General features: G+C 72.5%; 16 protein-coding genes. 4 read left to right on the forward strand and 12 right to left on the reverse strand.

All coding sequences use genetic code 11. The features are described from left to right. Positions 1–41: 41 nt before the first annotated feature. The 7 genes from HNR61_RS13285 to HNR61_RS13315 all read right to left on the reverse strand — a co-directional run bounded on the left by HNR61_RS13285 (position 42) and on the right by HNR61_RS13315 (position 6,352). Positions 42–863, reverse strand: coding sequence for an alpha/beta fold hydrolase (locus HNR61_RS13285; protein ID WP_182843441.1), 822 nt, complete (start codon positions 861–863; stop codon positions 42–44). After that, positions 860–2,104: an RNA polymerase sigma factor gene (locus HNR61_RS13290; RefSeq protein ID WP_182843442.1), complete on the reverse strand. Its 1,245-nt coding sequence runs from the start codon at positions 2,102–2,104 to the stop codon at positions 860–862. Before HNR61_RS13290 ends, HNR61_RS13285 begins: the two co-directional genes overlap by 4 nt. Continuing rightward, positions 2,101–2,454, reverse strand: coding sequence for a YciI family protein (locus HNR61_RS13295; protein ID WP_220509368.1), 354 nt, complete (start codon positions 2,452–2,454; stop codon positions 2,101–2,103). The genes HNR61_RS13290 and HNR61_RS13295 overlap by 4 nt, the downstream gene beginning before the upstream one ends. Before the next feature lie 117 nt (positions 2,455–2,571). Beyond that, positions 2,572–4,641, reverse strand: coding sequence for a xanthine dehydrogenase family protein molybdopterin-binding subunit (locus tag HNR61_RS13300; RefSeq protein ID WP_182843444.1), 2,070 nt, complete (start codon positions 4,639–4,641; stop codon positions 2,572–2,574). Next, complete coding sequence (locus HNR61_RS13305; RefSeq protein WP_182843445.1) at positions 4,638–5,612, reverse strand: FAD binding domain-containing protein; 975 nt, start codon at positions 5,610–5,612, stop codon at positions 4,638–4,640. Before HNR61_RS13305 ends, HNR61_RS13300 begins: the two co-directional genes overlap by 4 nt. Then, positions 5,609–6,121: a (2Fe-2S)-binding protein gene (locus tag HNR61_RS13310; protein ID WP_182843446.1), complete on the reverse strand. Its 513-nt coding sequence runs from the start codon at positions 6,119–6,121 to the stop codon at positions 5,609–5,611. The genes HNR61_RS13305 and HNR61_RS13310 overlap by 4 nt, the downstream gene beginning before the upstream one ends. 57 nt (positions 6,122–6,178) lie before the next feature. Then, positions 6,179–6,352 (reverse strand): hypothetical protein, encoded by a 174-nt coding sequence (locus HNR61_RS13315; RefSeq protein WP_182843447.1) that lies wholly within the window; start codon positions 6,350–6,352, stop codon positions 6,179–6,181. A 53-nt stretch (positions 6,353–6,405) separates the two neighbouring features. Between HNR61_RS13315 and HNR61_RS13320 the strand changes: the two genes are divergently transcribed. Then, positions 6,406–8,610, forward strand: coding sequence for a terpene synthase family protein (locus HNR61_RS13320; protein ID WP_182843448.1), 2,205 nt, complete (start codon positions 6,406–6,408; stop codon positions 8,608–8,610). Here HNR61_RS13320 and HNR61_RS13325 read toward each other — a convergent pair. Beyond that, positions 8,588–8,986 (reverse strand): phage holin family protein, encoded by a 399-nt coding sequence (locus HNR61_RS13325; RefSeq protein ID WP_182843449.1) that lies wholly within the window; start codon positions 8,984–8,986, stop codon positions 8,588–8,590. The two genes, HNR61_RS13320 and HNR61_RS13325, sit on opposite strands and share 23 nt — an antisense overlap. A 56-nt stretch (positions 8,987–9,042) precedes the next feature. Here HNR61_RS13325 and HNR61_RS13330 point away from each other — a divergent pair, with 56 nt between their 5' ends. Then, entirely contained in the window at positions 9,043–9,534 is a 492-nt protein-coding gene (locus HNR61_RS13330; protein WP_182843450.1) for a hypothetical protein, read from the forward strand. A 19-nt stretch (positions 9,535–9,553) separates the two neighbouring features. Here HNR61_RS13330 and HNR61_RS13335 read toward each other — a convergent pair whose 3' ends face one another. Genes HNR61_RS13335 through HNR61_RS13345 form a run of 3 tightly spaced genes read right to left on the reverse strand, consistent with a single transcriptional unit; the run spans position 9,554 to position 10,367 of the window. Then, complete coding sequence (locus tag HNR61_RS13335) at positions 9,554–9,961, reverse strand: ATP-binding protein (RefSeq protein ID WP_182843451.1); 408 nt, start codon at positions 9,959–9,961, stop codon at positions 9,554–9,556. Next, positions 9,958–10,134, reverse strand: a complete 177-nt coding sequence (locus HNR61_RS13340) for a hypothetical protein (protein WP_182843452.1) — start codon at positions 10,132–10,134, stop codon at positions 9,958–9,960. The genes HNR61_RS13335 and HNR61_RS13340 overlap by 4 nt, the downstream gene beginning before the upstream one ends. Then, a complete protein-coding gene (locus HNR61_RS13345; protein ID WP_182843453.1) occupies positions 10,131–10,367 on the reverse strand; it encodes a hypothetical protein in 237 nt (78 codons plus the stop codon). Before HNR61_RS13345 ends, HNR61_RS13340 begins: the two co-directional genes overlap by 4 nt. Before the next feature lie 221 nt (positions 10,368–10,588). On the opposite strand from HNR61_RS13345, the gene HNR61_RS13350 reads away from it, so the two are divergent. Continuing rightward, positions 10,589–11,416, forward strand: a complete 828-nt coding sequence (locus HNR61_RS13350) for a helix-turn-helix domain-containing protein (RefSeq protein ID WP_182843454.1) — start codon at positions 10,589–10,591, stop codon at positions 11,414–11,416. Next, positions 11,400–11,588, forward strand: coding sequence for a DUF397 domain-containing protein (locus HNR61_RS13355; protein ID WP_182843455.1), 189 nt, complete (start codon positions 11,400–11,402; stop codon positions 11,586–11,588). The genes HNR61_RS13350 and HNR61_RS13355 overlap by 17 nt, the downstream gene beginning before the upstream one ends. Before the next feature lie 113 nt (positions 11,589–11,701). On the opposite strand, the gene HNR61_RS13360 is transcribed toward HNR61_RS13355, so the two are convergent. Continuing rightward, complete coding sequence (locus HNR61_RS13360) at positions 11,702–12,178, reverse strand: hypothetical protein (protein WP_182843456.1); 477 nt, start codon at positions 12,176–12,178, stop codon at positions 11,702–11,704. Between the last annotated feature and the right edge of the window lie 775 nt (positions 12,179–12,953).

Here is a 12,953-nt window from a genome sequence, read left to right on the forward strand (position 1 = left end):
CCCCAGGGCGAGCGCCGTGGGCCAGGGCTTTGAAACACGGCCTAGTCCGCGAAGATCTCGATGAGGTGGGCGGCGTACTCGGCGGGGTGCTCGCCGAAGCCGCCGTGGCCGCCGGGGAGCGTCACCGCCGCGACGCCCAGGCGTTCGGCGACGGCGAGTCCCGCGCGGTGCGGCGGCTCCCCGGCCGAGTCCGCGCCCACCGTCGGGACCACGCGGACGCCCTTGAGCGCGTCCAGGTCCGGGTCCTGCCGGCTGAACGGGACCGCCTCGTGCCCGATGAAGAAGTCCATGTTGCGCTCCATGCGGGCCATGGCCTCCAGGAACGCCGGGTCGGGCTCGCCCCCGGGAGCCTCCTGCCCGCCGTCCTGCCCCTCGTCGCTCATGCCCATCAGCTCGCCGAACCGCCCCATCGCCGCGCCCGCCCCGGCCTCCCGGTACACCGCCTCGACCTCGGCGAACCCGGCGCGGAAGTCGGCGGCGTCCGGCAGCAGCCCGAACGCGGGCGGCTCGTGCGCGACCAGGGCGCTGACCCGCCCGGGGTGGCGGGCGGCCAGTTCCATGCCGATCAGCGCGCCGGAGCTGACGCCGAACACGTACGCGGGCTCGTCGGTGACGGCCGCCAGGATCCGGTGCGCGTCGTCGGCGTGCAGCGCGATCGTCTGCGGCTCGCCGGGGTCGGCGAGGGGGCTGCGGGAGTTGCCGCGCCGGTCGTAGCGGACGACGGTGAACCGGTCGGCCAGCCGCGCGGCCAGCGGGAGGTAGGCGTCGGCGTCGAAGATCCCGCCGCAGATCATCAGCAGGACGGGGCCGGTGCCCTGGACCTCGTGGTGGAGGGTGGCGCCGGGGACGTTCAGGGTGCTCATGAGGGGTCGCTTTCGTTGAGTCGGGCCGCGCGGGTCTCCAGGTAGCGGCGTTCGGGAAGGCTGGTGGTGAGGCGCGCGGCGCGGCGGTAGGCGTCGCGCGCGGCGGAGCGGTCGCCGTCGCGTTCCAGCAGGTGGGCGCGGACGGCGGTCAGGCGGTGGTGGTCGGTGAGCCGGCCGTCGGCCTCCAGCCCGTCCAGGATCTCCAGGCCCGCGCGGGGCCCGTGGACCATGGCGGTGGCGACGGCCTCGTTGAGGGTGACCATCGGGTTCGGCGCCAGGTGGGACAGCAGCCGGTACAGGGCGAGGATCTGCGGCCAGTCGGTGTCGGCGTCGCCCGCGGCCTCGGCGTGCACGGCGGCGATGGCGGCCTGCACCTGGTAGAGGCCGGGCGGCGACCAGGTGAGCGCGTCGGTGACGAGGGCGACGCCCTCCTCGATCTCCGCGCGGTCCCACCGGGAACGGTCCTGCTCGGCCAGCGGCACCAGCAGCCCGTCCGGCCCGGTGCGGGCGGCGCGGCGGGCGTCGGTCAGCAGCATCAGCGCCAGCAGCCCCGTCACCTCCCCGTTGCCGGGCAGCAGCGCGCGCAGGGCCCGGGTGAGCCGGATCGCCTCGGCGGTCAGGTCGGCGCGCCGCAGGTCGGGGCCGCTGGAGGCGGTGTAGCCCTCGTTGAAGATCAGGTAGAGGACGTGCAGCACCGCCCCGAGCCGCCGCGCCCGCTCCCCCGGCGGGGGCGGCTCGAACCGCGCCCCTGCCTTCCGGATGGTCGCCTTGGCGCGGCTGATGCGCTGGGCCATGGTCGCCTCGGGCACCAGGAACGCCCGCGCGATCTCGGCGGTGGTGAGGCCCCCGACGGCCCGCAGCGTCAGCGCGACCTGCGACGGTTCCGACAGCGCCGGATGGCAGCACAGGAACAGCAGCGTCAGCGTGTCGTCCCGCCCGGACGGCTCCTCGTCCGGCGCGGGCGCGATCCGTTCCTCCTCGACCGCGACGGCGACCTCCCGGTCGCGCCGCGCGTGCTCGCTGCGCCACAGGTCGGTGAGCCGCCGCGTCGCGACCGTCAGCAGCCACCCGCGCGGGCTGTCCGGAACGCCCTGCTCGGGCCACTGGACGGCCGCCGCCAGCAGCGCCTCCTGCACGGCGTCCTCGCAGGCGTCGAACTGCCCGTGCCGCCGCACCAGCGTCCCGAGGACCTGCGGCGCGAGCGCGCGCAGCAGGTCCTCGGGAACGGCCGGCGTCGTCACATCTCCGTCCCGGACTCGCCCATGAACGGGCGGATCTCCATCGCGCCGCCGTAGCGCACGTCGGGCCAGCGGGCGGCGATCTCGGCGGCGCGCTCGGCGGAGCAGTCCACCGCGACGTACCCGGCGAACACCTCCTTGGACTCCAGGAACGGCCCGTCGGTCACGGCCGGGGCCCCGTCGCCCATCCGCACGGTGCGGGTGTGCGAGGGGTGGGCCAGCGCCTCCCCGCCGACCAGTTCCCCGGCCTCGGTCAGCTCGCGCATGATCTCGTCGACCTCGCCGAACAGCGCGGTCCGCTCCTCCTCCGACAGCTCGTCCACGAACCCGGGCCGGTTGTAGATCAGCAGCATGTACTTCACGGTCGGCTCCCCTGTCCCGGCGCCCCCTGCGGGCGCCCTTCGCCCTTCGGTCGGAGCCGGGACCCCGTCCTCGACATCCCGACCGAAGGACTTCCGAGGATTCTCGCGCTACAGCTCCGGGAGGACGCGCGGCGGGGTGAGGGGCAGGGTGCGGAAGCGGACGCCGGTCGCGTGGTGGACCGCGTTGGTGATGGCCGCCGCCGCGCCCACGATGCCGATCTCGCCGATGCCCTTGGTGCCCATCGGGTTGACGTGCGGGTCGTGCTCGTCGAGCCAGACCGCGTCCAGGTCGCGGACGTCGGCGTTGGCCGGGATGTGGTACTGGGCCAGGTCGGCGGTCAGATGGTCGCCGAACGCCTCGTCCAGCACGCTCTCCTCCATCAGCGCCATCCCCAACCCCATGATCATTCCGCCGAGGAACTGGGAGCGGGCGGCCTTGGCGTTGACGATGCGGCCGGTCGCGAACACGCCCAGCATCCGGGGGACGCGGATCTCGCCGGTGTCGACGTCCACCTCGACCTCCGCGAAGTGCGCGCCGAACGAGTGCCGCGCGTACTCGTCGCCCTGCCCCTTCACCTCCTCGGTGGTGTCGGCCGCCGCCTCCACGCCCTCGGGCGGGACGTGCCCGTTCAGCTTGGACAGCAGCGCCTCGCACGCGCGCACCACGGCCGTGCCCCAGCCCGCGGTGCCCGCCGAGCCCCCGGCCAGGCCGGCGCGCGGCAGGTCGCTGTCGCCGATCTCGACGGTGACCTGGGCGGGGTCGGCCTTCAGCGTCTCGGCGGCGATCAGCCCCAGCGCCGTCCGCGCGCCGGTGCCCAGGTCGATCGCGGCGATGCGGACGGTGTAGCTGCCGTCGGCGTTCGCGCGGGCGGTGGCCTGGGCGGGGCCGCGCAGCACCGGGTAGGTCGCCGCCGCCACGCCCGTGCCGACGAGCCTGCGGCCGGCGCGCCGCACGCCGGGCGTCGGGTCGCGGTCGGACCAGCCGAACCGCGCCGCGCCCTCGCGCAGGCACGCCACCAGGTTCCGGGAGGAGAACGGACGGCCGTCCTCGGGGTGCCCGTCCGGCTCGTTGCGCAGGCGCAGCTCGACCGGGTCGAGGCCGAGGACGACCGCCAGCTCGTCCATCGCCGACTCCAGCGCGAACATCCCCGGCGCGTCGCCCGGCGCCCGCATCCACGACGTGGACGGGACGTCGAGCCTGGTCAGGTGGTAGGCGGTGCGGCGGTTCGGGGCCCGGTACATCACGCGGGTCGGCGTGGTGCTCTCCTCGGCGAACTCCCGGACCGTCGAGGACTGCTCGAACGACTCGTGGATGATCGTGGTGAGGCGGCCGTCCTCCTGCGCGCCCAGCCGGACGCGCTGGACCGTGGGGCTGCGGTAGCCGGTCAGCGCGTACATCTGGCGGCGCGTGAACGCCAGCTTCACCGGACGGCCGGCGGCGCGGGCGGCCATCGCGGCGAGCACGACGTTGGGGCGGGGCGTGCCCTTGGAGCCGAAGCCGCCGCCGATGTGCGGGGAGATCACCCGGACCCGCGCGGGGTCCAGCTCGAAGACCTTGGCGAGGGTGGAGCGGACCGTGGAGGGGCCCTGGTTGGAGTCGTGGACGGTGAGGGCGTCGCCGTCCCAGGCCGCGAGGGTGGCGTGCGGCTCCATGGGGTTGTTGTGCTCGGCGGGCGTGGTGAAGGTGCAGTCGATCCGCACCGGCGCGGCCCGGAACGCGTCCTCGGGGTCGCCCTGCCGCGCCTGCCAGGGGCCGTCCTCGGCCTCGTCGGGCGTGTAGCGGCCGGGGTGGTCGGGGGTCAGGCGCACGTCGTGCCGCCTGGCCGCGTAGGTGACCCGGACCAGGCGGGCGGCCTCGCGGGCCGTCTCCAGGGTCTCGGCGACGACGGCCGCGACGATCTGGCCCCGGTAGGACACCTTCCGGCTCTGCAGGACCGCCAGCTCGCCGTCGCTGACCGGGGCCAGCTCGGGGGCGTTGTCGGGGGTCAGCACGGCCAGCACGCCGGGCAGCGCCTCGGCGTCCGCGGTGTCGAACGCGGTGATCTCGCCCTTGGCGACCGTGGACTGCACGACCCACGCGTACGCGGCGCCCGGCACGGGGTGCTCGACGGCGTACCGGGCCTCGCCGGTGACCTTCTCGCGGCCCTCGACGCGGTTCCGCGAGCCGATGGCGTTCATGCGCGCTCCCCCAGTTCCAGCAGGGTCCGGACGATCAGGTTGCGGGCCAGGCGCAGCTTGTAGGCGTTGTCGCGCAGCGGGTGCGCGGCGGCCAGCTCCTGGTCGGCGGCGCCGGCCAGGTTCTCCCGGGTGAGGGGGCGGCCGCGCAGGTGGTCCTCGGCGCGGCGGGCGCGCCAGGGCCGGTGGGCGACCCCGCCGAGCGCGATGCGGCAGTCCCGGACCACGCCGTCGCGGACGTCGGCCGCGGCGGCGATCGACACCAGCGCGAACGCGAACGACGCGCGTTCGCGGACCTTCCGGTAGCGGGACGGCATCGCCAGCGGCGGGACCTCGACGGCGGTGACGAGCTCGCCCGGCTCCAGGGTGGTGTCGCGCTCGGGATGGGAGCCGGGCAGGCGGTGGAAGTCGGCCAGCGGGATCGCGCGCTCGCCGCCGCGGCCCCTGGTGAGGACGGTCGCGTCCAGCGCGGCCAGCGCCACCGCCATGTCCGACGGGTGCGTGGCCACGCAGGACTCCGAGTGGCCGAGGATCGCCAGGTTGTGGTGCTCGCCGTCGATGGCGGGGCAGCCGGTGCCGGGCTCGCGCTTGTTGCAGGGCTTGGTGATGTCCTGGAAGTAGGAGCAGCGGGTGCGCTGGAGGAGGTTGCCGCCGACGGTGGCCTGGTTGCGGATCTGCCCGGACGCGCCCGACAGGACCGCCTGGACGAGCATCGGGTGGTGGCGGCGGACCGCCGGATGGGCGGTCAGGTCGCTGTTGCGGACGGCCGCGCCGATGCGCAGCGCGCCGCTGGAACGTTCCTCGATCCGGTCGTGCGGCAGCCGGGTCACGTCCACGAGCCGGGCCGGCCGCTCCACGCCCAGCCGCATCAGGTCCACCAGGTTGGTGCCGCCGCCCAGGTAGCGGGTCTCCTCGTCGCACCGCGCCAGCGCCTCCTCGGCGGTCGCGGCCCGCTCGTAGGCGAACGGCCTCATGCCCGCGCCTCCCTCACGGCCGCGACGATGCCCTCGTACGCGCCGCAGCGGCACAGGTTCCCGCTCATCCGCTCGCGGATCTCCGTCTCGTCCAGGTCCGGGTCGGCGGTGAGGTCCTCGGTGACGGCGCTGGGCCAGCCCCGCGCGGCCTCCTCCAGCATCCCGGTCGCCGAGCAGAGCTGGCCGGGCGTGCAGTAGCCGCACTGGAACGCGTCGCGTTCGATGAACGCCCGTTGCAGCGGGCTGAGCGCGTCCCCGTCGGCCAGCCCCTCGACGGTCGTCACCTCCGCGCCGTCCTGCGCGACGGCCAGCGCCAGGCACGCGTTGGCGCGGCGGCCGTCCAGCAGCACCGTGCACGCGCCGCACTGGCCCTGGTCGCAGCCCTTCTTCGAGCCGGTCAGGCCCAGATCCTCCCGCAGCACGTCCAGCAGGGAGGACCGCACGTCGATCCGCAGGCGGTGCTCGCGGCCGTTCACGGTCAGGGTGATCGAGGTCTCCACGCCGTCCATGATCGTGGTCCTTCCCCCGTGGACGTGAATCGAACGGCCGCGAGCCGTTCCCGCGCGTCAGCCGGTCGCGGCGGCGAGCGCCTCCCTCCGGAGACGGCCGTTGGCGCGGCTCGGCGCGATGCCCGCGAGACCGGGGTCCCCGGCGGTGTCGCCGGGCCGGACGAACGACAGCCGGAAGCCCGCGCCGCAGTCGTACCAGGGGAAGCGGACGTCCCCGGCCGGGTTATCCACAGGCAGGCCATTGTCACCTTTGGTGACCGGGTGATTGCATTAGGTTGTGGGACATGCAGCCGTTCGCACTGCCGGACTTCTACGTCCTTCACCCCGCGCGGATCAACCCGCACCTGGAGCGGGCCCGGGCGCACACCCGCGCGTGGGCGCGTTCGATGGGCATGCTCGACGAGACCCGCGACCCCGGCACCCCGGACATCTGGGACGGGGCCGCCCTGGAGGCGATGGACTACGCGCTGCTGTGCGCCTACACCCATCCCGACTGCGACGCCGACGAGCTCGACCTGGTCACCGACTGGTACGTGTGGGTCTTCTACTTCGACGACCACTTCCTGGAGGTGTTCAAGAAGACCCGCGACCGGGAGGGCGCCAAGCGGTACCTGGAGCGGCTGGACGCGTTCATGCCGCTGGAGCCCGGCGCGCCGGCGTCCGAGCCGACCAACGCCGTCGAACGCGGCCTGGCCGACCTGTGGGCGCGGACGGCCCCGGCGATGTCCCCGGCGTGGGCGGAGCGGTTCGCCGAGAGCACCCGGCACCTGCTGCACTCGTCGCTGTGGGAGCTGTCCAACATCGACGAGGGACGGCTGCCCAACCCGGTCGAGTACGTGGAGATGCGCCGCAAGGTCGGCGGCGCGCCCTGGTCGGCGGGGCTGGTCGAGCACGCCTGCCGCGCCGAGGTGCCCGCGCGGGTGGCCGGGACCCGGCCGCTGCGGGTGCTGCGCGACACCTTCTCCGACGCCGTCCACTTCCGCAACGACATCTTCTCCTACCAGCGCGAGACCGAGAGCGAGGGCGAGGTCAACAACTGCGTGCTGGTCCTGGAGCACTTCCTCGACGTCCCGGCGCAGCGGGCCGCCGACATCGTCAACGACCTGGTGACGTCGCGGATGCAGCAGTTCGAGAACACGACGGTCACCGAGCTGCCGCCGCTGTTCGAGGAGCACGCGCTGACCCCGCCGGAACGCGCCGCCGTCCTCGCCCACGTGAAGGGCCTCCAGGACTGGCAGTCGGGCGGGCACGAGTGGCACATGCGGTCCAGCCGCTATATGAACAAGGGCGCGACGGCCGTGCTGGGCGGGCCGACCGGCCTCGGAACGGCCGCGGCGCGCCTGCCCGGCCTCCTGCGGGCGGCGCGGACGCTGCGTCCGCACGTCCCGCACCAGCGGGTGGGGCCGACGGCGGTGACGGAGTTCCCGCTGCCCTATCCCGAGCACGTCAGCCCGCACCAGGCGCGCGCCCGGCGCAACTGCGTCGACTGGTGCGGCGCGATGGGCATGTACGACGTGCCGCCCCGCGTCCCCCATCCGATCTGGGACGCCGAGACGCTGGAGGGGTTCGCGTTCGAGATCTGCTCGGCGGTGATCAACCCCGACGCCTCCACCGACGAACTGGACCTGGCCACCCAGTGGCTCGCCTGGGGCACCTACGGCGACGACTACCTGCCCGCCGTCTTCCTCCGGGACCGCGACCTGGCCGGGGCGAAGGTGTTCCACGCGCGGATGCCGCTGTTCATGCCGCTGGACTGCGGCCCGACGCCGCCGCCCCGGGATCCGGTGGAGCGCGGCCTCGCCGACCTGTGGCGGCGGACCGCCGCGCCGCTGCCCCCGGGCGCGCGGGCGGAGTTCCGGGCCGCCGTGGAGAACATGACCGAGGCGTGGGTGTGGGAGGTCGCCAACCACGTCCAGCAGCGCGTCCCCGACCCGGTGGACTACATCGAGATGCGGCGGCGCACGTTCGGCTCCGAAATGATCATGGAGCTGGGGCGGATCGGACGGCGCGACACCCTGCCCGCCGCGCTCTTCGGCACCCGCGCGATGGAGGCGCTCCAGCACGCCGCCATGGACTACGCGTGGCTGTTCAACGACCGCGTCTCCCACCAGAAGGAGATCGAGTTCGAGGGCGAGCTGCACAACGGGATCCTGGTGTTCCAGCGGTTCCTGGAGTGCGGGACGCCGGAGGCGACGCGCATCGCCGCGGACCTGATGGAGGTCCGGCGACGCGAGTTCGAGCGCATCGCCGCCGAGGAGCTCCCGGCCGCGGCCGCTGACCTGGAGCTGGACGCCCGGGAGCGCGCGGCGCTGGACGACTACGTGAACGAGCTGCGCGACTGGATGAACGGCATCATCAAGTGGCACCGCGACACGTCCCGCTACCGGGAGCCGGAGCTGCTGCGCCGCTACCGTCCGTCCCCGCCCGCCGGCCTGGGCGCCTCCGCCCTCGCGGGCGTCCCCGGCCTCAGTCGGCGGCCTCCTGGATGATCTCGGCGACCTGCTTGGCGGTCTCGGTCGGCAGCGGCGTGGGCAGCCCCCGCCACCGCCGCACGGCCGCCAGCGCCGCCGCGCTCGCGCCCCCGCTGTAGACGGCGGTCGCCACCAGGGCCGCGGCCTCGGGCGGGAGCTTGCGCTCCAGCAGCGCGAGGTTCATCCGATAGGACGCGGCGACGGCCATCGTCCCCAGCACCCCGGCCACGGCACCCATCCGCAACGCGGGCACCCGCTTGCGTGCCTTCTCGGCCATCTCCCGCTGCGCGGCGTCGATCACGTATTTGGCCAACATGAGGTTCTGCTCCACCGGACTGTCGGCAGTCTCGGCGAGCTCCTGCTTACTGGGCCGACGGCGCGCCTTACTGCTCATGCGCGCCCCGTACCCGCTGAGACCGGGACCATTCACCCCCCTTTATGGTCCTCTGGATGGACCACCGCTCCCGGATCCGGCGACGCCTGCGATCACTGGCCGGACTCGAACCGTTCAACATCCCGTTCCAGGCGGCCGTCTGGTTCGGCGGGCTCGGCCTGCCCCTCACGGCGGCGAACGCGACGGGCTTCGCGCTGGTCGCCCTCGTCCTGCTGGAGGGCGCGGCGTACTGGGCGGCGAAACTCCGCCACCTCCGGGCACCGGGAGGGCCGCTGCCGTTCGCCACCGCCTTCGCGGCCGCCCGCCTGGCGAACCCGCCGCTCCTGGCCGCGGGCGTGGCGTTCACGGCCTGGTCGGTGGTCATGGACCCGGGCGCGGGCACGATCCCCGGCCTGGCGTTCGCCGTGTTCGGCGTGCTGGAACACGTGAACTACTTCCACACGCAACTGATGTACGACACCCGCGAGGACGTCCGGTACCTGCGCTCGAAGGGCTTCCGCCGCTCCCACCTCGCCCGCGACCTGGAGCGCCGCTCCGCCAGGACCTGAACGAAAGGGCGGTCCTCCCTCACCCCCGCAGAACGGCGTGAACGATCTTGCCGCCGTCCGCGAGTGGCGCGACACCCCAGCTCTCGGCCATGATCTCGACCATCGCCAGCCCGCGCCCGTCGACCTCGTCGAGCCCGAACGGCCGGACGACGGGCAACGCGTCGCTCCCGTCCCCGACCTCCACCACGGCCCGGCACCCCGCCCGGTGGAGCCGAACGAAGATCTTGTCCCCCGGCCCGGACCCGTGCCGGTAGGCGTTGGTCACCAGCTCGGTGACGACCAGCCGCGCGGCGTCCGTGACGCACCCGGAGAACCCCTGGGCGAGGAACCAGCGCGCCGTGAAGTCCCGCGCCGTCCCGACCGCCTCCGGCACGGCCGCGACCACCAGCGACGAACCGTCCCGGCAACGCCCCTGGTCGGCGGTCATGGGACATCATCGGCCGCGCCGTCGGGGAGGCCGTTCAGAGCGGCCAGGTTGGCCTCGGCGTAAGAGCTGATCAGCTCGATGGCGCTCGGCAGCAGCCCATGGGTGCGCATGGCCTCCTCGTACGCGGCCTTGACGATCTCGATGGCCCGGCTCAGCTCCCGGTGAACGCTCATCGGCGACCCCGCCCGGCGGCCAGCTCACGCGCGAGGACGCGCACGACACCCGCCACATCCCCGACCGGAGCGATGACCTCACCGCTGTCGGCCCACACATACCGCCAGCAGCCGTCGAGGTGGTCGCACCCGACCTCGACCATCCGCCGCGCCGCCCCGACCTGCACGACGTTCAGGATCGGAGTCCCCCTGCGGATCACGATCCCGCACGCCAGCCCCGGATCAGCGGTCACCCCTCTATCCAGAGCCGACAGGTAAGCCCGCCGCCCCCCGCCCGGAAGAATTTCTTGATCTTTCCTCTCCGCCGCCCGGCGCAGGCTGGAGAAATCCACATCGATCACCCGTTTTCACCCGTGGCCATTTCCTGAATCCACTGTCAAGACTGACCACACAGAGTTACTCTCGCCACATTCCCCGGAACATCTGGAAACCGAGTGCCACGAAAGTGATCAGGATGCGCATCAACGAGCCCCCTGACCCGAGATCCTCTTTGTGGAACCTCATCGCCTACTACCTGCGCTTTCTCCGGATGCAGCGCGGAGAGTCCGGCCATACGCTGGCCATGTTGTTGAACTGCGCCCGTTCCTCGGTTTCCAGACTGGAGAACGGAGAGGCCCGGCTCACTCCGGAACAAGCAGACAAGCTCGATGCCGCCTGGAGAACGGGCGGACTCTTCGGCGTCCTGGTCTACTACGCCACGCTGGGCCACGATCCAGATTGGTTCAAGGCGCACCTGGAGCTGGAGGCTCGGGCTCGGGTCCTACGCATCTACGAGCTGGGATTCGTTCCGGGCCTGCTCCAGACCGAGCGCTATGCCCGTGCGCTGTTCAACGCGTGGGGCGTCAGGGACGTGGAGAAGCAGCTCACCCAACGCATGGAACGGCAGGTGGCGGTGTTCGACCGGCCAGAACCACCGATGACATGGGTACTGCTGGCAGAACCCGTGCTCGAATGGCAGATCGGTGGCCCCGAAGTGATGCGCGAGCAGCTTGCCCACCTGCTGGAAATCTCCGAACACCCCAACGTGGTGATCCGCGTGGTTCCCAAGATCGAAGGTGCTCACCCAGGTCTGGGAGGCGCATTCAAGATCATGACGGTGGGTGGCGCGGATCTCGTCTACACCGAGGCGATGGGCGGTGGGAGACTTGTCCAAGGAGCTCTGGAAACCGGCAGGTTCGTGGACTGGTGGGACCGGATCGGCGCCCGAGCACTGCCGGAAGGCTCCACACGGCTTCTGGTCAGAAGGAAGATGGAGGCGTTCCAGGATGGTTCAGTGGCGTAAGTCCACCCGAAGCAGCGGAGCCGAGAACACCGACTGTGTCGAAGTAGCCGCGTTCTTCGGCTCCGTGGCCGTCCGGGACAGCAAGGCTCCCGACTCCGGGCATCTCGCGATTTCCAGGGCGGACTTCGACGCGCTGGTCGCCCAGGTGAAGCAGGGCTCGTCCGAGAGCTGAACCCGACGAACGCGCGCAAGCCCCGGCCTCACGGCCGGGGCTTGGTCACGTGCGGCGATCGGCGCGACCACGGCACCCCGCCCGGTCGGTGATCACCGTGCCTTCGGGTCAGGTCAGCCGCCGCAGCCGGTGTACCGGGGGCTGGAGTGGCGCGCGATCTGCCTACCGCCCTTGGTGAGCCCGAAGACCTCGACCCGCATCGGCCACACGCCGCACCTCACGCTGCTCGTGGTGACCGATCCCTTCGACTTCGCGGATATGTTCAGGCAGTTTCCGGCGGCCATCTGCGGACCGGTCACGCCCGCCCAGACCAGGTAGACGCAGACCCTCCTCATCTTGGACTTCTTGGAGGCCGTCCAACTGGCCTTGGCGTAGACGTACTTGCCCTTCTTGCCCTTCCTCTTGTGGACGACCGGCTTGTACGCCTTGACGGTCTGCGCCTTGGCCTTGGCCGTGACGTCCGCGACGTCCGCGACGGCGACCTGGGCGTTCACGGGCTGGGCGGTCGTGGCCTGGGCGGGCATGGCCGTCAGGCCGGCGAACGCGACCGCCGCCGCCGTCACCGATGCCCCGAAACGGTAGGTCAGCATCAAAGGCTCCTTCCAGAAATTGGGTTGCCTTTGTGCTTTCCTTCCGCCATGTTCCCAAAACTCGAAATTCCAAGTTGCCCCGAAGAACAGTGCCGGGGCACTAAAGAATAGTTCCCGGGGTCCATGTCCGCGCATTTCCGCTTGTCTCATGTCCGCGGGGCTTCGCCGCATGGGGGTGGGCTGTAGGGCCCCCGAGGAGGCCGAGCGAGCGCGCGGGGTGGTCCTCCTCGCCTGCTGCTCGACCTGTTGGGGCGCGGAACGGCGGAAGTGTCGCGGAGGCGTGGGAGGCGTTCCCCAACGGACGAACGCTTCCTCTCCCTGCTGGATCGGGCTCGACCACAGGGCGTCCGCGCGAGGCGGAGAGCCGTCCGGCCGGATCGTCCGCGGGTCCGGGCCGGTGAGATCACCGGCGCAGGGCGTCCTCGTGGGGGCGTGCCGTCCGGTGCGTCCGACGCCGTCGACCACGGCGGCGCGGGTGGAGCCGGTGCGGTCGTACTCCTCCCGGATCCGGGACAGGATGAACACCTCGTAGTCCGTCGACAGCCCGTACAGGAAGGGCCAGACCGTCGGGAGCCGGGCGCGGCGGATTCCGTCCGGCTCGTTCGCTGACGGGCGGGATCCCACCAACGCGCCCATCGAGTGACGCGCTCCCAGCGGCGGGGACGCCTCGTGTGCCGTCGTGCAATCTGCATGCCGGGCTGGTGCACGGCGAACTACCGGAGGCACCGGCTCCCGTTCCCGGCGCCATCCGGCAGGGCTCCGACAGTGCCTGGGC

The organism is Actinomadura kijaniata (genome assembly GCF_014138665.1).
In the GTDB taxonomy this organism is placed as follows: domain Bacteria; phylum Actinomycetota; class Actinomycetes; order Streptosporangiales; family Streptosporangiaceae; genus Spirillospora; species Spirillospora kijaniata.